The sequence below is a fragment of the Flavobacterium sp. ZB4P23 genome (assembly GCF_003970375.1).
Lineage (GTDB): Bacteria > Bacteroidota > Bacteroidia > Flavobacteriales > Flavobacteriaceae > Flavobacterium.
Map to the genome: position 1 here is coordinate 376,536 of NZ_RYDK01000003.1, position 24,118 is coordinate 400,653.

At 35.8% G+C, this 24,118-nt stretch carries 21 protein-coding genes; 10 read left to right on the forward strand and 11 right to left on the reverse strand.

Annotated elements, in window-relative coordinates; translation table 11 throughout:
* Positions 1 to 420: 420 nt before the first annotated feature.
* From rny to EKL99_RS07255, 3 genes are all read right to left on the reverse strand, one after another.
* On the reverse strand, positions 421 to 1,986 hold the full coding sequence (rny, locus tag EKL99_RS07245) for a ribonuclease Y (RefSeq protein ID WP_126561677.1): 1,566 nt from the start codon (positions 1,984 to 1,986) through the stop codon (positions 421 to 423).
* A gap of 208 nt (positions 1,987 to 2,194) precedes the next feature.
* Complete coding sequence (locus EKL99_RS07250; RefSeq protein ID WP_126463188.1) at positions 2,195 to 2,488, reverse strand: cell division protein ZapA; 294 nt, start codon at positions 2,486 to 2,488, stop codon at positions 2,195 to 2,197.
* A gap of 8 nt (positions 2,489 to 2,496) precedes the next feature.
* Positions 2,497 to 2,787, reverse strand: coding sequence for a hypothetical protein (locus EKL99_RS07255; protein ID WP_126576659.1), 291 nt, complete (start codon positions 2,785 to 2,787; stop codon positions 2,497 to 2,499).
* Between the two features lie 179 nt (positions 2,788 to 2,966).
* On the opposite strand from EKL99_RS07255, the gene EKL99_RS07260 reads away from it, so the two are divergent.
* The 3 genes from EKL99_RS07260 (at position 2,967) to EKL99_RS07270 (ending at position 7,990) form a co-directional block, all read left to right on the forward strand.
* Complete coding sequence (locus EKL99_RS07260) at positions 2,967 to 4,661, forward strand: M23 family metallopeptidase (RefSeq protein ID WP_126576660.1); 1,695 nt, start codon at positions 2,967 to 2,969, stop codon at positions 4,659 to 4,661.
* A gap of 15 nt (positions 4,662 to 4,676) precedes the next feature.
* Positions 4,677 to 7,145 (forward strand): carboxypeptidase-like regulatory domain-containing protein, encoded by a 2,469-nt coding sequence (locus tag EKL99_RS07265; protein WP_231507398.1) that lies wholly within the window; start codon positions 4,677 to 4,679, stop codon positions 7,143 to 7,145.
* Positions 7,146 to 7,267: 122 nt separating this feature from the next.
* Complete coding sequence (locus EKL99_RS07270; protein ID WP_126463194.1) at positions 7,268 to 7,990, forward strand: hypothetical protein; 723 nt, start codon at positions 7,268 to 7,270, stop codon at positions 7,988 to 7,990.
* Between the two features lie 11 nt (positions 7,991 to 8,001).
* On the opposite strand, the gene EKL99_RS07275 is transcribed toward EKL99_RS07270, so the two are convergent.
* The 5 genes from EKL99_RS07275 to EKL99_RS07295 all read right to left on the reverse strand — a co-directional run bounded on the left by EKL99_RS07275 (position 8,002) and on the right by EKL99_RS07295 (position 14,450).
* Positions 8,002 to 8,703 (reverse strand): hypothetical protein, encoded by a 702-nt coding sequence (locus tag EKL99_RS07275; protein WP_126555863.1) that lies wholly within the window; start codon positions 8,701 to 8,703, stop codon positions 8,002 to 8,004.
* A gap of 86 nt (positions 8,704 to 8,789) precedes the next feature.
* The gene (locus EKL99_RS07280) at positions 8,790 to 10,619 is read right to left on the reverse strand and encodes an ABC transporter ATP-binding protein (protein ID WP_126576661.1); all 1,830 of its coding nucleotides are present in this window, start codon (positions 10,617 to 10,619) and stop codon (positions 8,790 to 8,792) included.
* Positions 10,619 to 12,346, reverse strand: coding sequence for a phospho-sugar mutase (locus EKL99_RS07285; protein WP_126576662.1), 1,728 nt, complete (start codon positions 12,344 to 12,346; stop codon positions 10,619 to 10,621). The genes EKL99_RS07280 and EKL99_RS07285 overlap by 1 nt, the downstream gene beginning before the upstream one ends.
* 614 nt (positions 12,347 to 12,960) lie before the next feature.
* A complete protein-coding gene (locus EKL99_RS07290; RefSeq protein ID WP_126576663.1) occupies positions 12,961 to 13,914 on the reverse strand; it encodes a glycosyltransferase family 2 protein in 954 nt (317 codons plus the stop codon).
* Positions 13,915 to 13,919: 5 nt separating this feature from the next.
* Entirely contained in the window at positions 13,920 to 14,450 is a 531-nt protein-coding gene (locus EKL99_RS07295) for a DUF4199 domain-containing protein (RefSeq protein ID WP_126463204.1), read from the reverse strand.
* Between the two features lie 243 nt (positions 14,451 to 14,693).
* Between EKL99_RS07295 and EKL99_RS07300 the strand changes: the two genes are divergently transcribed.
* The 4 genes from EKL99_RS07300 to EKL99_RS07315 all read left to right on the forward strand — a co-directional run bounded on the left by EKL99_RS07300 (position 14,694) and on the right by EKL99_RS07315 (position 19,966).
* The gene (locus EKL99_RS07300) at positions 14,694 to 14,945 is read left to right on the forward strand and encodes a type B 50S ribosomal protein L31 (RefSeq protein ID WP_126454388.1); all 252 of its coding nucleotides are present in this window, start codon (positions 14,694 to 14,696) and stop codon (positions 14,943 to 14,945) included.
* A 161-nt stretch (positions 14,946 to 15,106) separates the two neighbouring features.
* Positions 15,107 to 16,282 carry a GlmU family protein gene (locus EKL99_RS07305; RefSeq protein WP_126576664.1) on the forward strand — a complete coding sequence of 392 codons (1,176 nt, stop codon included), beginning with the start codon at positions 15,107 to 15,109 and terminating at the stop codon, positions 16,280 to 16,282.
* Between the two features lie 283 nt (positions 16,283 to 16,565).
* Positions 16,566 to 18,029, forward strand: coding sequence for a sodium:alanine symporter family protein (locus EKL99_RS07310; protein WP_126563305.1), 1,464 nt, complete (start codon positions 16,566 to 16,568; stop codon positions 18,027 to 18,029).
* 302 nt (positions 18,030 to 18,331) lie between these two features.
* Complete coding sequence (locus tag EKL99_RS07315; protein ID WP_126576665.1) at positions 18,332 to 19,966, forward strand: ABC-F family ATP-binding cassette domain-containing protein; 1,635 nt, start codon at positions 18,332 to 18,334, stop codon at positions 19,964 to 19,966.
* Positions 19,967 to 20,023: 57 nt separating this feature from the next.
* Here the strand turns inward: EKL99_RS07315 and EKL99_RS07320 are convergent, their stop codons facing one another.
* Both EKL99_RS07320 and EKL99_RS07325 read right to left on the reverse strand, forming a co-directional pair.
* Entirely contained in the window at positions 20,024 to 20,308 is a 285-nt protein-coding gene (locus EKL99_RS07320; RefSeq protein WP_126463288.1) for a GNAT family N-acetyltransferase, read from the reverse strand.
* Positions 20,309 to 20,337: 29 nt separating this feature from the next.
* The gene (locus EKL99_RS07325) at positions 20,338 to 21,054 is read right to left on the reverse strand and encodes a pirin family protein (protein WP_126555852.1); all 717 of its coding nucleotides are present in this window, start codon (positions 21,052 to 21,054) and stop codon (positions 20,338 to 20,340) included.
* A 240-nt stretch (positions 21,055 to 21,294) separates the two neighbouring features.
* On the opposite strand from EKL99_RS07325, the gene EKL99_RS07330 reads away from it, so the two are divergent.
* Positions 21,295 to 21,987 carry an alpha/beta hydrolase gene (locus EKL99_RS07330; RefSeq protein WP_126563304.1) on the forward strand — a complete coding sequence of 231 codons (693 nt, stop codon included), beginning with the start codon at positions 21,295 to 21,297 and terminating at the stop codon, positions 21,985 to 21,987.
* A 19-nt stretch (positions 21,988 to 22,006) separates the two neighbouring features.
* The gene (locus tag EKL99_RS07335; protein WP_126563303.1) at positions 22,007 to 22,900 is read left to right on the forward strand and encodes a lytic transglycosylase domain-containing protein; all 894 of its coding nucleotides are present in this window, start codon (positions 22,007 to 22,009) and stop codon (positions 22,898 to 22,900) included.
* A gap of 284 nt (positions 22,901 to 23,184) precedes the next feature.
* Here the strand turns inward: EKL99_RS07335 and EKL99_RS07340 are convergent, their stop codons facing one another.
* Positions 23,185 to 23,700, reverse strand: a complete 516-nt coding sequence (locus EKL99_RS07340; RefSeq protein ID WP_126561685.1) for a DUF2892 domain-containing protein — start codon at positions 23,698 to 23,700, stop codon at positions 23,185 to 23,187.
* A gap of 164 nt (positions 23,701 to 23,864) precedes the next feature.
* Here EKL99_RS07340 and rpmH point away from each other — a divergent pair, with 164 nt between their 5' ends.
* Entirely contained in the window at positions 23,865 to 24,026 is a 162-nt protein-coding gene (gene rpmH / locus EKL99_RS07345) for a 50S ribosomal protein L34 (RefSeq protein ID WP_007136275.1), read from the forward strand.
* Positions 24,027 to 24,118 lie beyond the last annotated feature (92 nt).

Consider the following 24,118-nt stretch of genomic DNA (forward strand, 5'->3'; position numbering starts at 1 on the left):
GTTTTTGATGGAAATTTTCGTCAGTTCGAGTGATCCCGCTTTTAGGCGGGATTATATCGAGAACTAGAAAATTAGTATTAAAAACGGTTCTCGATACACGTCACTTCGAGTGCGAAGCGTATCGAGAAGTTTTGTTGCGTTTTACTTTACAAAAAACACTCGAACTGACGTTTTGAACAATTGTACCCAACGGGTTAGTTTAGTTGAAATTTTATAAAATTGATACTTTTTTTATGTTTGAATAAAAATAAAATCTAAATTATAATCGCATTTAAATGATATAAAAAGTAATTATGGTTTTTGATGTTCCCTAAAACGAAAATTACCAAGAGATAAATAATTTTTAAAAACCGTATTTTCAGTGCAAAAAAAAACTTCTCCGTATGGAGAAGTTTTTTTGTTTCTTATAATGGGAATAAATTATTTAGCAATATTCACAGCTCTTGTTTCCCGAATTACGGTTACTTTAACTTGGCCCGGATAGGTCATTTCTGTTTGAATTTTTTGTGAAATATCAAAAGATAAGGTAGCCGCATTTTCATCCGAAACCTTTTCGCTCTCTACGATAACCCGAAGTTCTCTACCAGCTTGAATGGCATAAGCATTTTTCACACCGCTGAAGCCGTACGCTACTTCCTCAAGATCTTTTAGACGTTGTATATAAGAATCCAAGACTTGTCTTCTTGCTCCTGGTCTTGCACCTGAAATAGCATCACAAACCTGAATGATCGGGGATAGTAATGATTTCATCTCTATCTCGTCGTGGTGAGCACCAATGGCGTTACAAACCTCTTCTTTTTCACCGTATTTCTCAGCCCATTGCATTCCTAATAAAGCGTGTGGTAAATCACTTTCAGCATCTGGAACTTTACCAATATCGTGCAATAAACCAGCTCTTTTAGCCAGTTTTACGTTTAAGCCAAGTTCAGCTGCCATGATTCCACATAGTTTAGAAACTTCCCGGGAGTGTTGCAATAAATTTTGTCCGTAAGAAGAACGGTATTTCATGCGTCCTACTACTTTAATCAATTCAGGGTGTAATCCGTGAATTCCTAAGTCTATAACGGTACGTTTACCCACTTCTATAATTTCATCGTCAATTTGTTTGGCAGTTTTTGCTACTACTTCTTCAATACGAGCGGGGTGAATTCTTCCGTCAGTCACTAATTTATGTAGTGCCAAACGTGCAATTTCTCTTCGAACCGGATCAAAACAGGAAAGGATAATCGCCTCCGGGGTGTCATCTACAATGATTTCTACTCCTGTAGCTGCTTCCAGTGCACGGATATTTCTACCTTCACGGCCTATGATTCGTCCTTTTACATCATCAGATTCAATGTTGAATACTGAAACGCAATTTTCTACTGCTTCTTCGGTTCCAACTCTTTGAATGGTGTTGATGATTATTTTCTTAGCCTCTTGTTGTGCTGTAAGTTTCGCCTCTTCAATCGTGTCTTGTATGTGAGACATTGCTTTGCTTTTAGCCTCGGCTTTAAGTCCTTCAATCAATTGATTTTTTGCTTCCTCTGCGGATAAGCCGGAGATTACTTCCAATTGTTGCAATTGACTCTTATGAAGTTTGTCCACTTCAGCCTGTCTTTTGTCTAAAACATCTATTTTAGAGTTGTATTCTACCGTTTTTGCTTCAAAATCATCATTTACTTTTTTAGCTTTTGATAATTCATTTGAAATTTGAGATTCTTTGTCCCGAACTCTTTTTTCTATTTCAGCGACTTTTTTATCACGAGAAAGGATCACTTGCTCATGTTCTGATTTTAATTCAATAAATTTTTCTTTCGCTTGAAGAATTTTATCCTTCTTTATATTTTCAGCTTCAAGATTGGCATCTTTAAGAATCGATGCGGCTTCTTTTTTTGAATTCTTAATCAAGTTAGAGATATTGCTTTTTTCTATCATTTTTGCGATGGCAAAACCGCCTGCAATACCTATAATTCCCGTAATAATAATCGTTAATATGTTGTCCATGTTTGTTAAAATTTATAAATAAAAAAGCCTACATTAGTTGTGTTGAATAAACTCGGAAAGACAAGTTTTGAGCTAACTCACTGTTCAAGTTTCCTCGCCGGGGCGTGGCATGCTTTAGTAGTGATGATTTGCTCATTCTAAATTGTTAGTGTTGAGTTTACCAAATGTGAACTAATGTAGGCAGTATCTTAGTTTTTGTAAAGAACGTTTATTTGTCGAGATATTGATCTAAAACCGCATTGATTTTTTTAATTCTTTCAATGGTTTCTTCTCCATCAATTGCATTATCAATTTGTTTTTGTTCCGTTTGTGAGGCAAATTGCAGGGCACACATTGCTAAAACATCCTGCTTATCACGAACGGCATAGTTTTCTTCAAATTGCTTTATCATTTTATCAATTTTTTTTGAAGCACTTCTCAGTCCTTCTTCCTGTGAAAGATCAACCGTTAACGGGTAGACTCTGTCTGCAATTGATATTTTAATTTTAAGCTTTTCGTCCATATCTTTTATTAGTCTGATAGCTGGGCTATACAATAATCAATTTCGCGAATTAATGAATTTATTTTAAACTTGGTATCTCTTTTATTATCGTCACTGCCTAGTAATGCATTCGCTACTTTGAGTGTTTCATACTGCGTTTTTAAGGCCTCAATCTGTTGTGATTGAGTTAGTATTATAGATGCAGTTTTTGTTAATTCGTTTCTTAAATCTTGATTTTTTTGTTCCAAACTTTTCATTTTTATGAAAAGTTTTTCAACTTTATTTTCAAGAGTATCAATAATTTCTGCAATTGCACTCATTATATATTCTAATTCATTACATAATCATACAAAGTTAGTATTCCTTTTTAATTTTGCAATATTTTATTATTTTTTTTGCATTTATTTAGTTAAATAACAGTTAAACAATTGATTAGGAACTGTTTTTTTTTAGAACTGTTTTTGCATACTTTTTTTTTACCTTAGCAAAAATGTAAACAATGAAATTTTCTCTTTATTTAGTATTTTTTTGCAACTTTGTTTTTGCGCAAGCGGAGTATCCCAAAGATTATTTTAGGTCTCCATTAGACATCCCGATGCAATTGTCAGGGAATTTTGGAGAATTGCGACCCAACCATTTTCATGCGGGATTTGATTTAAGAACCCAACAAAAGGAGGGTTTCAAGGTGTATGCAGTAGCCGATGGGTATGTGTCCAGAATAAAAATTTCTACTTTTGGTAATGGAAAAACAATTTATATTAATCATCCTAATGGTTTTACATCCGTTTATGGGCATTTAAAAATGGCCAATGGTGCCATTGAAAGCTACATCAAAAACAACCATTATAAAGAGGAATCCTTTGAAATTGAAATGTTTTTTAAACCCGATGAAATGCAGGTTAAAAACGGGGATGTTATCGCTTTTTCTGGTAATACAGGATCTTCTCAAGGTCCTCATCTGCATTTTGAATTTCGAGATTCCAAAACGGAGTTCATAATCAACCCCATGCTTTTTGGCTACGATACATATTTAAAAGACACTAAAAAACCAATTGTTTCAGCCGTTTACGTGTACCCTTTAGATTCAAAAACAACAGTTAACCATTCCAAACGACCAATAGCTCTCAATGTTTCGTTACAAAAAGATGGGACTTACCTGTCTGATAAAGTAACCGCAAATGGCGTGATTGGTTTTGGTATTTCCGCTTCTGATAGTGATGATGTCTCGTTTAATGTTAACGGAGTGTACAAGGTGCACTCCTTTTATAATGGGAAACCAAATTTTGGGTATGAATTCAACACCTATTCCTTTGATGAGATGCGTTACATTAATGCTTTGATTGATTATCCCAGATATAAAAAAACGCAACAACGGGTTCAGAAACTTTTTATGAAAACTCCGTATAATTTGAGCATTATTCAAGCCGATGAAAATAAAGGTGTTTTGCAAATAACGCCAAATTTAGCTTCGTTGTATCGCATTGAAGTGTCGGATTTCTTTGGAAACAAAAAAATAATAGCGATTCCTATTCAATATGATTTATTGCCAACGGTTATAAGCCCGGAACCTGCGGTGTCAAATTATTTTGTGAACGCTAACGTAGATAGCAATTTTGCTTTAGAGAACATGTCAGTTTTCTTTCCTTCGGGAACATTTTACGATGATTTTAATATGAATTTTGATGTAAAAAATGACATTTTATGGTTGCATGATGACACCGTTCCTGCCCATAGTAATTTTACTGTTTCTATTGAAGACACAAAAGCGACGGAACTGCAAAGAGAGAAAATGTTTATTGGCAGAATCGACGGAAAAGCTACAAATTACAATCCAACATACATAAAAGACAACGTATTTAGCACCAAAGTCAAAATTTTGGGAAAATATGCTTTGGTTTCTGATACCGTTGCTCCTAAAATCACCATGAATGCACCTGTAGAAGGAAAATGGATCAGTACACAAAAAACGATTCAGCTTTCTATATCCGATGATTTGTCAGGCATCAAATCATACAATGGGTATTTGAACGGAAAATGGGTATTGTTTGAATATGATAATAAAACCAGAAAAATTACTCATTATTTTAGTGATGGGATTGTTGCTGAAGGCGCCAATGATTTAAAAGTGGTAGTGACGGATAATGTAGGAAATTCAACTACCTTTGAAACGCATTTTTTTAGAAGTCAAAAATAATAAAAGCCAAACCATTTGAGCACGAATCGATTATTACCTGTATTCTTTTTTTTTCTTCTGAGTCTTACTGCAGCAGCCCAAACGGCTAGGATCAAAGGGGTGATTTTGGATGAAAACAACCAGCCTGTGGCAAGCGTAAATGTTTCGTATTCCGGTAGTGGAACAAGCTCCAATCAAAATGGATTTTATGTGCTAAAAGTTCCTGTGAATAAACAAATTACGCTTGTTTTTACACATGTTTCGCTGAAGAAAATAACGGTAACTTTTGTATTGGAACCAAAAGAGGAAAGGGAGTTCAACCCTGTAATGACGAATCGGAAGGAGCAAATGGGAGAAGTTATTATAACGGCAAATAACAGAAAACAGATCCAGGGAATTACTACAATTGAACCAGAAATGATCCGAAAAATTCCTGGGGCTAACGCCGGTGTCGAGAATATTTTGAAAACATTGCCGGGAGTAAACTCAAATAACGAATTGAGTACGCAATACGCCGTGCGTGGGGGAAATTACGATGAGAATTTAGTTTATGTGAATGAAATTGAAGTCTATCGTCCGTTTCTAATTCGGTCGGGGCAACAAGAAGGGTTGAGCTTTACTAATACGGATTTAGTGCAAAATGTTGATTTTTCAGCGGGTGGTTTTCAAGCGAAGTTTGGAGATAAATTATCCTCGGTTTTAGATATTACGTATCGAAAACCGATTAAATTTGGCGCAAGCCTTGAAGCGAGTCTTCTTGGCGGAAGCCTTTCTGTAGATGTGGTTTCCAAGGATAAAAAATGGTCTGCGGTTACGGGAGTCCGCTATCGCAACAACAGTCTTCTGGTGAATAGCCAGGAAACACAAACAAATTTCACGCCTTCCTTTGCAGACATTCAAGCCAATATAAATTATAATGCTTCGGCGAAATGGCAATGGAGTTTTTTAGGTAATATTTCCCAAAACAAATACCAGTATCAACCATTAACCAGACAAACTAATTTCGGAACTATAGATAATCCAATGCGTCTTTCTGTTTTCTATGAAGGACACGAAACGGATCAGTACGACACGTATTTCGGCGCGGTGAAAACGACCTTTAACGTTTCGGATAATTTTACGTTGAAATTTATTGGTTCTGTTTTTCATACTTTAGAACAAGAATATTTTGATATTTTTGCCCAATATCGCTTAGGCGAAGTGGATTCCAGTATTGGTTCTGAAACCTATGGCGAAGTCGCTTTTACAAGAGGAATTGGCTCCCAGCTCAATCATGCCAGAAATGACTTAGATGCACTGATTGTTAATACGGAAATAAAAGGATTTCAGGATTGGAAAGAAAGCCAATTTGAATGGGGAATAAAGTATACACGAGAATCCATCCGGGATCGAATTATAGAGTGGGAGGTAATCGATTCAGCCGGTTTCTCGTTGAATCCACCTGTTATTGATTTGCCTAAAAACGACCAGCCCTACTCGCCTTACAAAGGACCGTTAGTGCCCTACCAAGACATTCGTGCGACTAATTTTAATTCGATCAATAGATTTTCAGGCTATGGCCAATGGAGTTTGAAAAGTACTATTGGCAGGAGTGAAGTTTGGTATAATGCCGGAGTCCGGATGCATCAATGGGAAGTATCAGGTGCTACTATAATTGGTAAATCCCAAATAACGATTAGTCCCAGAGCACAATTTGCCATAAAGCCGGATTGGCAGCTCGATATGATCTTTAGACTTTCCGGAGGTTTATACCATCAACCTCCGTTTTACAGGGAACTGAGAAATGCAGATGCACTGGTGCAGCCCAATACCAAGGCGCAACAATCCATTCATTTTGTGATTGGGAATGATTTTAGTTTCACGATGTGGAATCGCCCTTTCAAACTAATATCTGAGTTGTATTACAAATCACTGTCGGATGTAAATACCTATACGATTGACAATGTGCGCATTAGGTATGCCGCTAATAATAATGCTACAGCGTACGCGCAAGGAGTAGACATTCGGTTAAACGGGGAATTTGTTCCCGGAACCGAATCATGGTTTAGTTTTGGGTATTTGAAAACAGAGGAAAATAGCAATAACCAGGGTTTTATCGCAAGACCAACAGACCAGAGATTAAAATTTGGTCTGTTGTTTCAGGATTATATGCCCAATATTCCAAGTATTAAATTGTATTTGAATTTAGTGTATAATACGGGATTGCCGGGAGGTTCTCCGTCTTATGCAGATCCTTATGCATACCAAAACCGATTGAATGATTACCGCCGTGTGGATGTAGGTTTTTCTAAAGTTTTTATAGATAACACAACAGTAAAAAAGAATACGGGTTGGTTTAAAGATTTTAAAGAGTTGGCGGTAGGATTGGAAATTTTTAATCTTTTTGACAATCAAAATGCCATTACGAATACTTGGGTTCGCGATGTATATTCTAAAAATCAGTATGCAATTCCTAATTACATGACTACCAGAGTTTTTAATGTGAAATTGAGTGCTAAATTATAGTAGTATGCGATATGTCGTATTTTAGATAAAAGTCGGACTCCATTTTAATTAGATAAATCGACAACGGAATACGATTGTCATTTTTTAAAAATGATTATATTTGAATTTTAAAGCACAGCATCATGAAAAAAATACAGATCACTCTTATAGGAATAGCCGTTCTGCTTTTGACTAGTTGTAAAGAAGAGGTTGAAAAACCTAAAGTAACTTACGATGGAACGAGCAAAGCAAAGGTAATTGCCCGAGTGGATTCTACTCAAATACAAATTGCTGACTTACCATTGCAAATGGAAGGGACGGATTATTTGATTCATCCTGTGGCCGATTTAAGTATCCGTGAAAGAGGAACTAAAGCGCGATATGGATCTTCGAGTGTAAATGATTTAAGTTTTACGATTTCTAATTATGGTGAATTTGAAATCACCGGTTTTTTGCAAAATTTAAAATTTCAAAAAGTAGATTCGGATTCCATCAGGAAATTGACAGACAAACCTGTTTTGATTCAAACAGCGACGTATTTGAAGTCCGTTGCTGATAAAACCAATAACCAGATTATGGTCTATACGATGGTCGATGTGGATACTAATAAAGATGGAAAACTAGACACAAGCGATATTAAGGCCTTGTATTTAAGTGAGATTAGCGGCAAGAAGTTCACAAAGATGTCACCCGATTTTCAGGAATTGATCGATTGGAAATTGATCGGTTCCAAAAATCGTTTGTATTTTAGGACCGTTGAAGACACTAATAAAAATGGTGAATTTGATAAAAAAGATGTCGTGAATTATTACTATATCGATTTGTCCAATAAAGAGTGGAAAATAATTGGGTATGAGCCCGTTTAGAAGCACTGATTTTAGATCAAAATATCACTTTCCAAGTCTGATTTTTCAATGGTAAAATTAAATCCCAGTTGTTTCACTAACTGAATGACCAGGTTTTTATACCAGTTTTCGGATTTGGGATGGATGTATATTTTTTCAATTAACTGATTGATGTCTACATTGATTTTTAAACCATCATTAATTTTTATATCGCTTTCTCCAATGTCCGTGATGATGCGCACTTCACCTTCATATTGAAAACTTTTTCGCTTGAACAAAAAAGGAAAAAATAGATCATCAAACGGGATGTGTTCTTTTTTGTAATCAATATAATTTACTTCCCCAATGTATTGATTAAAATTTGTTTCCGGACCAAGTGCTTGCTGTAAACGCCCAATCGTAGATTGAATGGCTAAACCTTCACTGTTTTGCGTGAAAATTTGCCACATAGCAAATGATTCATACTCGTTGATGTGCCAGCTGCTAATCGCTACTTTTTCCCGATGTGTTTTATAGTAGTTTAAAAAGTCAGGATTGTCAATAGAAAGTTTTTTTATTTCCTCAAAAGTAGGCTCGCTAAAAGTGCCTTCGTATTGATCTTCAAATTTATCGGATCGGGACATAAATAGTTTTTGTGACAACAACAAGTCCAGAAACTTAGACAAATCGAGGTATTTCCAAACAACAGTATTGGGATCCTCGGGAAGATTTATGTTTGGATTATTAATGTACATTTTTAATTTAAAGATTTAAAAATCTGTCAAAATCATGTTTTTACTGTCGCAAATTCATTTCATCAGCGTATCATAAGACGCAAGAGTTATTCGAATGACTGCATCGTCACTAATTTATGATAGGTTCCATCAAGAGTAATTAATTCGTCATGTGTTCCTTGTTCTACTATTTTTCCTTTTTGCATCACCACAATTTTATCCGCTTTTTGAATGGTTGATAGTCGGTGCGCAATCACAATCGAAGTTCGGTTTTGCATCATGTTCTCCAAAGCGACTTGAACGAATTTTTCGCTTTCGGTATCCAATGCTGATGTGGCCTCATCCAGAATCATAATTGGTGGATTTTTCAAAACGGCTCTGGTAATCGATAAACGTTGTTTTTGACCTCCGGAAAGTTTGTTTCCGCTGTCGCCAATGTTCGTGTGAATCCCTAACGGTAAATCTTTTACAAATTCATAGGCATTGGCAATTTTCAACGCTTCGATAATTTCCTCATCGGTTGCGTCTAATTTTCCCAGGGCAACATTGGCTTTGATCGTATCATTAAACAAGATGCTGTCCTGCGTAACCAAGCCCATCAAGCCCCGAAGCGATTTTAAACTAAAATCTTTTATGTTAACTCCATCAATGGTGATTTCGCCTTCACTGGTGTCATAAAAACGGGTGAGCAAATTGGCAATGGTACTTTTTCCGCTTCCAGATTGCCCAACAAGAGCCACCGTTTGACCCTTTTTTACTTCAAGAGTAAAGTCTTTCAACACATTCTCTTTTTCGTATTTAAAGTTAATGTTTTTGATTGTGATATTGGAATCGAAAGTGTTTTTTTCGATTGCATTTTCTTTTGAAGTGATTTCGTTTTCGACTTCTAAAACTTCAAAAACTCGTTCTGCAGCGGCTAAACCATTTTTCACGGCATACGATGCTTTCGAAATGGCTTTGGCAGGAGTAAGAATGTTGAAGGCCAGCGTAAGAAAAACAATAAAAGCGGCACCTTCAAGGGTTTTGTCAATTAAGACTAAGTTTCCACCATACCATAGCAAGGCAGCAATAGTCGTAATTCCTAAAAATTCGCTCAATGGCGTTGCCAAATTATTTTTGTCGCCTATACTATTGGATAAATTCAATAATCGGGTTACCGAATCGTTGAATCGGTTTTTAAAATTAGGTTCGGCATTATAGCTTTTAATCACTTTTAAACCACCTAGGCTTTCATCAACTATTGAAATCAGAAAACCACTTTCTTTTTGTGCCTGTAAAGATTGTGCTCTCAGGTTTTTAGCGATTTTTGAAATGATAAATCCCGAAATCGGAATAAAGATCAAAACGAAAAACGTTAGTTCAACGCTTATGAAAAACATGGTGACTATTGCAAAGACTATAGTCAAAGGTTCTTTTACGATAAGTTCCAGTATTGAGAAAAAAGAGTTTTGAACCTCATTGACATCGCCCAGCATTCGCGCCATAATGTCTCCTTTTCTTTTTTCGGAATAATAGGATATGGGCAATTCAACTATTTTATCATACATTGTTTTTCGTAAATCGCGTAACACACCATTTTTAAGGTGCATGATGTGATGCGAAGCGAGGTAATTGAATAAATTTTTGAATAAAAAAGTGACAATGACTAATGAAACGACTAATAAAAGCGCAAACTGAGCACTATTGTCTTTTGTTAATTCGGTTATTTTAAAATACAAAAGATCAGTCCCGTAGTCTTTTATATTCCCTATTCCGGTATATATTGGCTCTTTTTCTACTGTTTTGACTTTGCCAAAAAGCACCTGAAGTACTGGAAGCAGCGTCAACATTGAAATGGTACTAAATAAAGCATACAAAATATTGTACACCACATTCCAGATAATATGTGTTTTGTATGGTTTTGTAAAGGGAATTAATTTGATTAAATTTTTGTCCATTAGTTCAATTGCATTGCAATAATAATATTTTTAATTTTCTCGTTCAATACGGTTTCTACTTCCTGAAAATCTTCTACTGAATATAGTTCAGCATTTACACTGATGTAGAATTTTATTTTTGGTTCCGTACCGCTTGGTCTGGCACAAATTTTAGACCCGTCTTCCGTGTAATAAATCAACACGTTCGATTTTGGAATGGTCATCGTAGACTCGGATCCATCTAAAAGGTTTTTAGCGATTGATGATTGGTAATCTTCCAGCATAATCACGCGTTGTCCGTTGATCTGTTTCAGTGGGTTCTCTCTCATGTCAACCATCATCTGATTGATTTCCTGTAAACCATCCATTCCTTTTTTAGTCAACGAGACCAAGTGTTCTTTATAAAATCCGTTATCAACATAGAGTGTTAATAATTCTTTGTACACCGTACTTCCTTTGGCTTTAGCCTGAGCTGCAAGTTCGCAAATCAATAACGTTGCTGCAACAGCATCTTTATCCCGTACCGCATCGCCCACCATATAGCCAAAACTTTCTTCACCACCACCTATGAATTCCAATTCAGGAAAGTCTTTAATCATTTTGGCAATCCATTTAAAACCAGTCAAACCCACTTTGCATTCTACATCGTAGTTTGTCGCTAATTCCATCATCATAGGTGTGGAAACGATCGTAGAGCCCACAAATTGTTTGCCATTAATTTTACCTGCTTTTTTCCATTGTTCCAATAAAAATGCAGTCATCAAAATCATGGTTTGATTCCCGTTTAGCAACGTCATTTTACCTTCATTGTCTCTAACAGCAACTCCCAAACGATCACAATCAGGATCCGTCCCAATAACAATATCCGCATTTACTTTATCGGCAAGTGCTAACGCCATGGTCAAGGCTTCCGGTTCCTCCGGATTTGGCGATTTCACAGTAGGGAAATCACCATTGGGTACTCGTTGTTCTTCCACGATATTCACATTTGGATACCCCGCTTGCGCCAAAGTATCAGGAACTAGTTTTATAGAGGTTCCGTGCAAGGAAGTAAATACAATATTCAGCTTTTCTTTGGCTACAGCCGAAGTTCCAAAACTAGCATTTTCGATCGTCGATTGGATAAAAGCCGTATCAATTTCCGTATCTATATAATGAATCAAATCTTCATTGGCAGTAAACTTGATCTGATTGTAATTTAAATTTTCAATGACAGTAATAATTCCTTCATCTTCCGGTGGCACAATTTGTCCACCATCTTGCCAGTACACTTTGTATCCGTTATATTCCGGCGGATTGTGTGATGCCGTAAGCACAATGCCACACTGGCAACCTAAATGTTTCACCGCAAAGGACAATTCTGGTGTAGGTCTCATCTCCGAGAACAAGTACACTTCAATCCCATTGGCACTAAAAACATTCGCAACTAACTTAGCCAACGTATCGCTATTGTGACGGCAATCATAAGCAATAACCGCTTTCAAAGGCTGGTTTGGAAAGACAGTGTGCATATAATCAGAAAGACCTTGCGTGCTTTTCCCAAGCGTATATTTATTGATCCGATTGTTTCCTACGCCCATGACACCGCGCATTCCGCCGGTTCCAAATTCCAGGTTTTTATAAAAACTTTCCTCCAGCTCTTTTGGTGATGTAGTCATCAATTCAGTAATTGCTTCCTGAGTCGCAGCATCAAATGTTGGCGTAAGCCATTCATTTACGGCGTCTAAAATGTGTCGTTTAATTTCCATTTTTATAAATTTTTCGGAGCTTTTTCCTGCTATTCATTTCAATCTTTTTTTCGGTAAAAACCTCAAAAAAGGATTTCCATTGCTATCAGGGCTAGTACTCGTTTTTTCAAAAATTATTTTTTGTACCCAATTCTATTTCGTTCAGAATCCTTTTGAGCCGTATTACCTTTATTTACCAAATAATTTAATACGTTGTAAATATCCAGACTCGAGTCTGAAAGACGAACAGGCGAAAGCAAATTGATTTTCTATTGCTTTTTTTTAGACAATCAAGAGCATTGCGATCCCTTGTTCTGTAAACGCAAAAGGCAAAGCAACACTAATATTGCTTTTTTAGGATATCACAGCTTGTGATACCCGTTAGTTTGTCTCAGTTGCGGTCAGCATAAACATAAAATTTTTGGGGAATCGAGAGCGGTTTCTTCGTACGACTTGCTATAAAATGCGTGTTTCAACATTGTATAACAAGGCTAAACCAAAATCAAGGATCACGTTGAATTCTCTTATCTCCACTATTTTTTTGTGTATAATTTTTAATTCTATAACTTCTAAATGTTTGAGGTCACAATTTGGGACCTTAAAAAAATAATAATTATACAAAAAGATTGATCTCGTTAACTCAGTTCTTTCGAAATTTTATAGCGTTCCTCATTGTTTTTTGTTCGCAAAATAATTTCGCCCAGAAAGCCAGCTAAAAACAATTGTGTTCCCAAAACCATTGTCGTTAGCGCAATATAAAACCAAGGATTATTCGTTACCAGGCTATAGCGCATGTCATTGTACATGTGGTATAATTTGGAAACACCAATATATCCGGCAAGCATAAACCCAATGATAAACATCAACGATCCCATGGCGCCAAATAAATGCATCGGTCTTTTTCCAAAACGAGAAAGAAACCAAATGGTAATTAAATCCAGGAAACCATTGATGAAACGTTCCATTCCAAATTTTGTTTGTCCGTATTTTCTAGCTTGATGTTGCACTACTTTTTCACCAATTTTTCCAAAACCGGCATTTTTTGCCAAAACCGGAATGTAGCGGTGCATTTCACCCGAAACTTCGATATTTTTTACCACAACATTTTTATAAGCTTTCAATCCGCAATTGAAATCATTCAATGCTACACCAGAGGTTTTTCTGGCAGCCCAATTGAATAATTTAGACGGAAGGTTTTTTGCCACTACGGAGTCGTAGCGTTTCTTTTTCCATCCGGAAACCAAATCATATTTGCCATTGGTGATCATATCATACAATCCCGGAATTTCCTCCGGGCTATCTTGTAAATCGGCGTCCATGGTGATAATTACATCACCCTGCGCTTTTGCAAAACCAGCATGCAACGCTTGTGATTTTCCAAAATTTTTCATGAAACGAACTCCCTTTACATGAGGGTTCTCTTGGGCAAATCCTTCAATAAGTGTCCAGGAATTATCCGTGCTTCCATCATCCAGAAAAAGGATTTCATAAGAATAATTATGAGATTGCATCACTTTGATAATCCAGCGGTAGAGTTCATTAAGGGATTCCTCTTCATTAAGAAGCGGTATGAGTATAGATAAATTCATTACTTTTATTCTTGTGTAGTGTTACTTTTAAAGAATGCTGCCATGATTAATCCTAATATGGCACAAAAAAAGAGTACGAAAACAGATCCTTTTAATTGTTCAACGATCGAATACGGATCCGTTTCTCTTAATTTTGAAACGGTTTCATTCAATGAGGATGCCGGAACCCCAAACTGTTCAGACGTACTAATTAAATATTTTATGGTTAAGTCTAAAAGAGTCTCCTTTACGGAAGGATCAATAAAATTAAATAAAATGATTTTAAAAACAACAGAAATAAGAACGGCAACCACTGCTGATATAAAATAGGTAGTAAAGGCCTCTTTAAAAGAAAGAATGCCATTTAATTCCTTTTTTGTTTTTGACAGCATTATGATAGGAACGATTATAAAAACAGAGAAGCTTAAAAGGGTAGTCCACCATGCGATGAATAATTTGATATCTATAGCGTACATAACAGCAGTTATCAATGATAATAGTACTCCTGCAATTACACCGTAGGTTACACCGTTTTTTTTAATTATTTCGTTGATCATTATGTGTTGTTTTAGAATTAATCTACAAATATAACAATTCCCAATATATTCGGGACTAAAAATCACTTTTTACGATTATATAAAAAAAGTGAGACAAAGATTTGTTTATTGGAAAAAAATTGTAAATTTGCAGACTCAAAATAATAGTGTAAAAACAAAAAGTTATAATACATTTATACCTTTTCTGTCAGAAGAAAAGCTTCAAAATGACTTATAGCCAAACAAATAAAAAAGAATAACAAGATGAAAAAAGGTGTACACCCAGAAAATTACAGATTAGTTGCTTTTAAAGACATGTCAAATGAAGATGTTTTTATCACTAAATCTACTGCAGATACAAGAGAAACGTTAACAGTTGACGGAGTTGAATATCCAGTTGTAAAAATGGAGATCTCCAGAACTTCTCACCCTTTTTACACCGGTAAATCTAAACTTATCGATACTGCAGGACGTATTGATAAATTTAAAACGAAATATGCTAAACACGCTAAATAATAAAAGCTTGTTTTTAATTATAGTAAAGCCTTCCTCCCGATACTTCGAGATGGAAGGCTTTTTTTATTTTTATCTATTTGAAAACTTTGTAACTTTGGCACTGCTTAAAAGTACGGACAAGTCACGACTTGTCCGTACGGATACATTTTAAAAAAAAATATATGAATTACATACTTTTTGACGGTCCCGCTCGAAACGCCTTACTGCCTTTTACGTTTACACGTCCTGTTGCGGATATTCTTATTGGGATTATGACCATTCGTCAAAAATGGGAAATGCATTTAGGCTCTACCACAACTACTTTGACGGAGGACTATTTGTCTGAAAAATTCCCTATGGTGGAACTAGAAGAAAATGTGATGATCAATGCTTCTTTTCTGCCCAATGCTATTTTGGTAGAAATGATTAGTAATCTGGAACCCAATCAGGCTATTTTTAGAGCAGATGAAGTGATTGCTTTTTATACCACTGAAGAACAAGAAGAAGTAGATTTTGATTCCTATGAAATTATAGAATTTCAGGACGATTGTTTGACGGTTCAAAATACATGGGATATTTTTTCGAAAAATGATGCCGCCATTCGGGAAGATTTCGAAATCTTAACCGAAGACCGCAGGTCACAGCCCGTCCCAAAAAGTGTCAACGTCATCGCTTCCGAAAATATATTTATCGAGGAAGGCGCAAAGTTAGAGTTTGTTACTTTAAATGCTTCAACAGGTCCAATATATATAGGTAAGGATTCTGAAATTATGGAAGGTTCTGTCATCAGAGGTCCTTTTGCCTTGTGCGAAAACGCAACCGTAAAAATGGCTGCCAAAGTCTACGGAGCAACAACCGTAGGTCCGCATTCCAGAATTGGAGGCGAAGTTAATAATTCGGTATTGTTTGGGTATTCGAATAAAGGACATGATGGTTTTTTAGGGAATTCTGTTCTTGGCGAATGGTGTAATATTGGCGCGGATAGTAACAATTCAAACTTAAAAAATAATTATGAAGAAGTAAAATTATGGAGTTACGAAACCGAAGGTTTTGCTAAAACCGGACTTCAGTTTTGTGGATTGATGATGGGAGATCATAGTAAATGCGGAATTAATACGATGTTTAATACCGGAACGGTAGTAGGCGTAAGTGCTAATATTTTTGGCAGCGGCTTTCCACGCAATTTTGTACCGAGTTTTTCTTGGGGTGGGGCTTCCGGTTTTACGACCTATATTACCAAGAAAGCATTTGAAACAGCTCGGCTGGTAATGAGTCGCCGAAACGTAGCTTTTGATGAAAGAGAAGCGGCTATTCTTGAACATGTTTTTGAAGAAACTAAAAAGTGGAGGAAGGAATAATTACTTTCGCTAAGCTGTCAGAATTATTTAAAACAAAAAAATGCTCCATTCAATTGAATGGAGCATTTTTTTTAATGGAATAAAAATGGATTCTTTATAAAAACAAGAAAAAGAGAATGGATACATCTTTTTTTGAATACAAATAAGACGCTGTTTCAGCCGTTGGTTTTAAGTGGATTAAGAGTTTGTTTGGGTTTTAGAGGGCTCTTAGTTAGTTTTCTTTGGCTTAATGTTATAGTTTTATAAAAATTAATTGGTCGGATTATTAATATAAATGGAATATATGGAAGAGATTGTTGGAATGATAAATGAAATAGTTTGGAGTACGCCTTTAATAATTTTATGTTTAGGAACAGGGCTTTATTTCTCTATTCGGACTCGTTTTCTTCAACTGCGGCACATTAAGGAAATGTTTCGTTTGCTGTTTGATGGCAAAAGTTCAGAATCTGGTGTTTCGTCTTTTCAAGCGTTATCCATGTCTTTGGCCGGCAGGGTTGGTACGGGAAATATTGCCGGTGTGGCTACAGCAATAACCTTTGGTGGTCCGGGTGCTTTATTTTGGATGTGGATGGTTGCTTTTTTGGGTGCGAGTACCGCATTTGTAGAGGCGACTCTTGCGCAAATTTACAAAGAAAAACATTTGGGACAGTTTCGAGGAGGTCCTGCTTTTTATATCGAAAGAGGCTTGGGTGTTAAGTGGTTTGCCATCTTGTTTGCTATAGTTTCTATTATTTCTGCAGGAATCTTGCTGCCCGGTATTCAGTCCAATTCGGTTGCTGAAGGTTTAGAGAATGCCTTCAATCTTGATACTAGAATTACCGCCGTTGTTGTTGCTCTTGTGTTTGGAGCGATTATTTTTGGTGGGGTAAAAAGAATTGCAAAAGTGACTGAGATCGTGGTTCCTATCATGGCCATTGGTTATATTTTGCTTGTAGTTGTGATAATAGGGATGAACTTTAGCGAGCTACCGGGCGTTATTTCTTTGGTTTTTACAAGTGCTTTTAATCAGGAAGCCGGATTTGGAGCCGTTATTGGATTGGCAATTCAGTGGGGTGTAAAGAGAGGACTTTATTCTAATGAAGCGGGACAGGGTACTGCACCGCATATTGCCGCTGCTGCAAATGTGTCGCATCCGGTAAAACAAGGCTTAGTGCAATCTTTTTCAGTTTATATAGATACATTATTGATTTGTAGTGCAACCGGTTTTATGTTGCTGATTACCGGTAGATATAATGTAGAAAATCCGGTCTTAGGTACAAATGGGGCCACTGAATTTTTGTACGAGGGAGCGCAAAATGTTACTGCTGGGACAGGCTATACACAGAGCGCTATGGATAGTGTTTTTCCTGGCTTTGGCTCTTTCTTTGTGGCTATTGCGTTATTTTTCTTTGCTTTCACCACTATTTTGGCATATTACTATATTGCTGAAACTAATATTTCGTACTTGACCAGAAAGATAAATTCGCACATGTTCAATCGCGTGTTAAAAGTGGTGATGATACTAGTGGTTATGTATGGCTGTGTCAATGAAGCTAAATTGATTTGGAATATTGGTGATATTGGTGTGGGGATTATGGCTTGGTGTAATATTATTGCAATCCTGCTGTTGCAAAAACCAGCTCTCGCAGCATTAAAAGATTACGAAAAACAAAGAAAAGAAGGTAAGAATCCAGTGTTTAATCCACAAAATATTGGTGTTATGAATGCGCCATTATGGGACGAGATCAATACAAATAAAGAAGCGTAAGTAAGTCGAAAGTTTAAAAGTCGTAAAGTCAAAAGAATTAACTTTAAGCAAAATAGCTTTAAATCAGATTGTTACATAATTTTATCCTGATTTTAAAATACGACATTATACCATGGTTATTACTTAGTTTGAGTATTTTTTTTTTAAAGCTTGCAGGAACAGAATTTTTATTCTCTTTCTGCAAGCTTTTATTTTATAGTAAACAAAGTACTTAATTAATCTATCTTTGCACTTTTAAAAAATCGTTTAATTGATTTAACCGATTAACCGATTAACCGAATTACCAAATCAACAAATAAACAATGATTACAGTTAACGATATTTCCGTACAATTTGGTGGAACGACACTTTTTAGTGATGTTTCTTTTGCCATAAATGAGAATGATAAAATTGCCCTAATGGGCAAAAATGGAGCAGGAAAATCGACACTGCTTAAAATTATTGCGGGTCAAAGTAAGCCTTCAACTGGGAATATTTCGGCACCAAAAGATGCGATAGTTGCTTACTTGCCTCAGCATTTATTAGCTACCGATGGCGCAACGGTTATGGAAGAAACCTCTAAAGCCTTTGGTGAAATCTTTGGTATGAAAGCCGAAATCGATGAAATCAATGAACAATTGACGATTCGCACCGATTATGAAAGTGATGCTTATATGAAATTGATCGAAAGAGTTTCTGACTTAAGTGAGAAATTTTATGCTATTGAAGAAGTAAATTATGAAGCCGAAGTGGAGAAAATTCTACTTGGTCTGGGATTTGTTCGCGAAGATTTTAACCGTCAAACTGCGGAATTTTCTGGTGGTTGGAGAATGCGAATTGAACTTGCCAAAATTCTTTTGCAAAAACCAGATTTAATTTTGCTGGATGAGCCTACCAATCACATGGATATTGAAAGTATTCAATGGTTAGAGGATTTCTTGATTAATTCCGCCAAAGCGGTTGTGGTTATTTCGCACGATAAAGCTTTTGTCGATAATATTACGAATCGCACCATCGAAGTTACAATGGGACGTATTTATGATTATAAAGCCAAGTATTCACATTATTTAGAACTCAGAAAAGACAGACGTGTGCATCAGCAAAAAGCGTATGACGAGCAACAGCGCATGATTGCGGATAACAGGACTTTTATTGATCGTTTTAAAGGAACTTTTTCTAAAACGGATGCTGTACAGTCCCGTGTAAAAATGTTAGAGAAACTCGTTATCGTTCAGGTAGATGAGGTAGATACTTCTGCTTTGAAACTAAAATTTCCACCAGCTGCTCGCTCCGGTCAATATCCCGTAATTGTAAAAGATTTATCAAAATCGTATGGAGAGCATGTGGTTTTTTCGAATGCAAATATGGTGATCGAAAGAGGCGAAAAAGTGGCTTTTGTAGGGAAAAATGGAGAAGGAAAATCGACGATGATCAAAGCCATTATGAAACAAATCGAAATCAATGGTGGTAGTTTAGAAATTGGCCATAACGCCCAAATTGGTTATTTTGCTCAAAATCAAGCCTCTTTATTAAATGAAAATGCGACTATTTTTGAAACCATCGATGACATTGCCGTGGGGGATGTTCGAACTAAAATAAAAGATATTTTGGGGGCTTTTATGTTTCAGGGCGATGATGTAACCAAAAAAGTGAAAGTGCTTTCCGGAGGAGAGAAAACCCGTTTGGCAATGATTAAATTATTATTGGAACCGGTGAATTTATTGATTCTGGATGAGCCATCGAATCATTTGGACATGAAAACCAAAGACATCATCAAAGAGGCTTTGCGCGATTTTGATGGTACATTGATTATCGTTTCTCACGATAGGGATTTCTTAGACGGATTAGCCACTAAGGTTTTTGAGTTTGGAAACAAAAGAGTAGTGGAACATTTTGAGGATATTGCGGGTTTCCTAGCGCACAAAAAAATGGACAGTATGCGAGAGATAGAGAAGTAATCGCTTGAAAATCTACATAAAAAAAGAGGCTGTATTCAAGAATATAGCCTCTTTTTTTTAGAGTCTGATTCCCGGAGGAAGCAACTCTTTGTAAATAGGGTTCTTTTTAAAAAAAACAACTATTTTTGGAAGGATAGGAACAACTTTAAATTTTCGTTCTATCGCAATTTCCATAATGTTTTTTAGAAATTTAGAAATGAATTCCTCATCTTCAAAGGATTCCGGTACATTTATTTTTGTCAAAAATATTTTTTTCTCCTGAAACGAATATTCAACAGAAACTAATCCTTCGTCGACCATAGTTTCAAATTGTCTTGCAAAAGTGTTGTCTTTGATTTCCATAGTGATTGCTGCCTCCATAATAATTAACGCTAATTCATTGGTACCTCTACCAAAAGTATTTTTGATTTGGTAATAATCTTGATTTCAAATGCCTCAAAATCGGTTATTCCCATGGCATCTCTTGCCTTCAAAACATGGTTGTTAACTTCTATTTCGCCTTCGATTAAAAATAAGTACACACCGTTATTAGGAATTCGAACCTGATAGGTCGAACGAGTGTTGCTGTCAAAAATTCCTAAATGAAAAAAGGTTTTCTGGTAAACCCAAAGTGCATTGCCATCATTCATATCATTTGGCGAAACGATATTTACAAAGGTATTGATTTGATTCTCAATATCAAATGATTTTTGGTCGTATCTTGGTGTAACTTCTTCTTTGTCAGGAAAGACCCAAAGCTGTAGCGTTTTGGCTTCGTCTATGTGGCTTGCGTTCATTTCAGAATGTTCTACTCCAGTCCCGGCACTCATTACCTGAACTTCTCCAAAACCAATGACACCTATGTTTCCCATGCTGTCACGATGTTTCAAGCCGCCTTCAAGAGGAATGGTGATAATTTCCATGTTGGCATGACCGTGAGTCCCAAAACCCATTCCGCCCTTGATGATATCATCATTTAAAACACGTAACATTCCAAATTGCAAACGTTCCGGATTGAAATAATTTCCAAAAGAAAAAGAAAAATTGGCTTTTAGCCAGCCAAAATCAGCTTTGCCCCTAGTGTTTGATTCAAATAGTTGTGTAGTCATAAATTATTAATAATATAAGATGATAAGTAATAACCATGGTATAATGTCATATTTTAAAATCAGGATAAAATTATGTAACAATCTGATTTAAAGCTATTTTGCTTAAAGTTAATTCTTTTGACTTTACGACTTTTAAACTTTCGACTTACTTAGTTACAGCAGGTTCCAATAAAAAAATTAATTTTATACAAAATTCGCTATAAAAAAGGGGAATGTTGTTATAAAATCGTTAAAACAATTATGAGTAAAATTCCAGTTTATTTAATGCCAGGATTAGCGGCAAGTACCGCTATTTTTGAACGAATTGCACTTCCGGAAGATCGTTTTGAGATCCATTTATTAGAGTGGGAGATTCCGTTGGAAAATGAAGCGCTGATGGATTATGCCAATAGGATAGCTAAGAAAATCAAGCATAAAAATCCCGTTTTGATAGGCGTTTCATTTGGAGGTATTTTGGTTCAGGAAATCGCTAGATGTATAGCTGTCTCAAAAGTGATTATCATTTCGAGTGTCAAAAGTAATTTAGAATTTCCACGCCGATTAAAAATTGCTAAAACAACGAAGGCTTATAAGCTGATTCCTATGAGTTTGATTTTGAATCTGGAAAACCTGGCTAAATTTTCGTTTGGAGAAAAAGTGAATCAAAGATTAAAATTGTATAAAAAATTCCTTTCGGTTCGGGATATTCGCTATTTGAATTGGGCAGTAGAGCAGGTTGTTCTTTGGGACAGAACAGTTGCAGACCCAGACGTGATTCATATTCATGGAGATATGGATGATGTGTTTCCTGTAAAATATATTAAGAATTGTATCGTTGTAAAAGGAGGAACACATATTATGATTTTGAATAAATACAAATGGTTGAATGAAAATTTGCCTTCCATTATATTGGAAACCAAAAAAGAAACAAACGCACTTTCGCAACTACTCTAAAGGCATAAAAAAAGAAAAGATGAAAGTAATGAATAAAGTGATTCTAGTGCTTACCGTAGTTTTTGCAAGTGGGATATTAGTTTTTGCCACTACAAATCCGGACGTTGAAAAAGTGTTAAAAAGAGAATCGGCATCTTTTTTTCCTGAAAAACTGAATTTTTCAGGGGAAGCAACTCCGTTGAAAATAGCAGATGTCAAGGAACGATTTGACCGGGAATTACAGGTGAATGTCAATTTACATGCTTCTACAATTTTGGCAATAAAAAGAGCCAGTCGTGCTTTTTCAGTAATTGAGCCTATTCTAAAAAAGAACGGTATTCCGGATGATTTCAAATATTTGGCCGTTATTGAAAGTGGATTAGTGAATGTAGTTTCTCCGGCAGGGGCAAGGGGAATCTGGCAATTTATGCCGGAAACGGCCAAAGAACGCGGCATGGAAGTCAATGAAAATGTGGATGAGCGTTATGATCTTGAGAAATCAACCCAGGCAGCGTGCAGTTATTTTTTGAGTGCCAAAGGTAAATTTGGCAGTTGGACTTTGGCAGCAGCCTCGTATAATGGCGGAATGACAGGAGTAAACAAACAAATTGAGATTCAAAAAGTATCGAATTATTATGATTTGTTACTTACCGAAGAAACGTCCCGCTATGTTTTCAGAATTTTAGCCTTGAAAGAAATTATGGGAAATCCAGAAAAATACAATTTTAGGATTGCTGCCGAAGAATTATACGCAACGCTGCCCACTCGGAAAATAGAAATTGACAGTTCGATTGCAGATTTAGCTGATTTTGCAAAAAGCCAAGGGATTAACTATAAGATTTTGAAAATTCATAATCCTTGGCTTAGAGAAACAAAATTAATAAATGATACCGGTAAGAAATACCAAATCGAAATTCCGTTAAAAGGATATTAACTGATTTTTTTGAACCATATAAGGCATTTAAGAAAATAGGAATGTCCGCAAAGTGTGCCAAGCATTTTTTTGACACGGATTTCAAAGATTTGCACAGATTTTATTTTGTATTTAAGAAATCAGTTGAATCTTTTTAATCTGTGGCTAATTTTATCAATTTAGTATTAATAACGGATATTGATATAAGAAAACATGAAGCAGTTTTATTCCAAAAATTAGGATATATACCAAAGAAAAAGGGTCAAATGTGTATCATTTGACCCTTTTTTCGATAATTATAAAAACTATATTTTCTTCATTTGTTGTTTCATCATAGTAATCTGCTCTTTCAGCATATTCTGTTTGTCTAATTTTTTGGCTTCGTTCAATAGGGAAGTGGCTTCAAGTTTACGACGACGTGTCATGGCAACTCCGGCCAGATTCAATTTGGCTACAGCCAAGTCCATGTCCATTGATAATCCGAGTTCAATGGCTTTCTTAAAATATTTCTCTGCTTGATTGATATTCGTTTGCGAAAGCATGATCCCGTGCAGGTAATTAAAATAGCCTTGCTGTTTTTGTATCAAAGCCGTTTCCGGATTTTTGATGTACGCCAACCATTTTTTGGCACCTTCAAAATCTTGTTTTCGTAGTTTTAAGAAGGCTAATAGGATGAATTCGTTTTTGAAGTAAAGGAAAATAGGGATTACAGTTAATAATATAAGGAATATTCCATTCCCAATATTACTTTCTTTAAATTGCCAAATGCCAGTAGCTATAATAAGTCCGGCGATAATAAGTTTAATATTTCTGTGAAACATAGTGTGATTATTTTAAGATGACAAATATAGTAAAATGAATTGAAAATATTTTTACAAAACTACTTGTGAGAAAAAAAAGTCTTTGTATATTTGCACTCGGTTTTAGAATAACAGTTATTCAAAAATAGGAAGACATATAAATAAGATTTTAAAGATACAAAGCAATGAGCAAAAGAACGTTTCAACCATCGAAAAGAAAAAGAAGAAATAAGCACGGATTTATGGACAGAATGGCTTCTGCTAATGGAAGAAAAGTTCTTGCGCGTAGAAGAGCTAAAGGAAGACATAAATTGACTGTTTCTTGCGAACCAAGACACAAAAAATAATGTTTGTATAAACATAAATAAGGCGTTACTTTTTTTAGTATCGCCTTTTTTTATACCTAATCGTTAAAAAATGTTTAAGATTTACAGTTAAA

What these genes read in the sequence shown, in the direction of transcription:
- EKL99_RS07270 (WP_126463194.1), top strand. Translation starts at nt 7,268, where the DNA reads ATGAAAAAAATACAGATCACTCTTATAGGAATAGCCGTTCTGCTTTTG.
- EKL99_RS07325 (WP_126555852.1), bottom strand. Translation starts at nt 21,054, where the DNA reads ATGACTACACAACTATTTGAATCAAACACTAGGGGCAAAGCTGATTTT.
- EKL99_RS07290 (WP_126576663.1), bottom strand. Translation starts at nt 13,914, where the DNA reads ATGAATTTATCTATACTCATACCGCTTCTTAATGAAGAGGAATCCCTT.
- EKL99_RS07330 (WP_126563304.1), top strand. Translation starts at nt 21,295, where the DNA reads ATGAGTAAAATTCCAGTTTATTTAATGCCAGGATTAGCGGCAAGTACC.
- EKL99_RS07295 (WP_126463204.1), bottom strand. Translation starts at nt 14,450, where the DNA reads ATGATCAACGAAATAATTAAAAAAAACGGTGTAACCTACGGTGTAATT.
- EKL99_RS07310 (WP_126563305.1), top strand. Translation starts at nt 16,566, where the DNA reads ATGGAAGAGATTGTTGGAATGATAAATGAAATAGTTTGGAGTACGCCT.
- EKL99_RS07335 (WP_126563303.1), top strand. Translation starts at nt 22,007, where the DNA reads ATGAAAGTAATGAATAAAGTGATTCTAGTGCTTACCGTAGTTTTTGCA.
- EKL99_RS07300 (WP_126454388.1), top strand. Translation starts at nt 14,694, where the DNA reads ATGAAAAAAGGTGTACACCCAGAAAATTACAGATTAGTTGCTTTTAAA.
- EKL99_RS07260 (WP_126576660.1), top strand. Translation starts at nt 2,967, where the DNA reads ATGAAATTTTCTCTTTATTTAGTATTTTTTTGCAACTTTGTTTTTGCG.
- EKL99_RS07285 (WP_126576662.1), bottom strand. Translation starts at nt 12,346, where the DNA reads ATGGAAATTAAACGACACATTTTAGACGCCGTAAATGAATGGCTTACG.
- rny (WP_126561677.1), bottom strand. Translation starts at nt 1,986, where the DNA reads ATGGACAACATATTAACGATTATTATTACGGGAATTATAGGTATTGCA.
- EKL99_RS07250 (WP_126463188.1), bottom strand. Translation starts at nt 2,488, where the DNA reads ATGGACGAAAAGCTTAAAATTAAAATATCAATTGCAGACAGAGTCTAC.
- EKL99_RS07275 (WP_126555863.1), bottom strand. Translation starts at nt 8,703, where the DNA reads ATGTACATTAATAATCCAAACATAAATCTTCCCGAGGATCCCAATACT.
- EKL99_RS07280 (WP_126576661.1), bottom strand. Translation starts at nt 10,619, where the DNA reads ATGGACAAAAATTTAATCAAATTAATTCCCTTTACAAAACCATACAAA.
- rpmH (WP_007136275.1), top strand. Translation starts at nt 23,865, where the DNA reads ATGAGCAAAAGAACGTTTCAACCATCGAAAAGAAAAAGAAGAAATAAG.
- EKL99_RS07315 (WP_126576665.1), top strand. Translation starts at nt 18,332, where the DNA reads ATGATTACAGTTAACGATATTTCCGTACAATTTGGTGGAACGACACTT.
- EKL99_RS07255 (WP_126576659.1), bottom strand. Translation starts at nt 2,787, where the DNA reads ATGAGTGCAATTGCAGAAATTATTGATACTCTTGAAAATAAAGTTGAA.
- EKL99_RS07305 (WP_126576664.1), top strand. Translation starts at nt 15,107, where the DNA reads ATGAATTACATACTTTTTGACGGTCCCGCTCGAAACGCCTTACTGCCT.
- EKL99_RS07320 (WP_126463288.1), bottom strand. Translation starts at nt 20,308, where the DNA reads ATGGAAATCAAAGACAACACTTTTGCAAGACAATTTGAAACTATGGTC.
- EKL99_RS07340 (WP_126561685.1), bottom strand. Translation starts at nt 23,700, where the DNA reads ATGTTTCACAGAAATATTAAACTTATTATCGCCGGACTTATTATAGCT.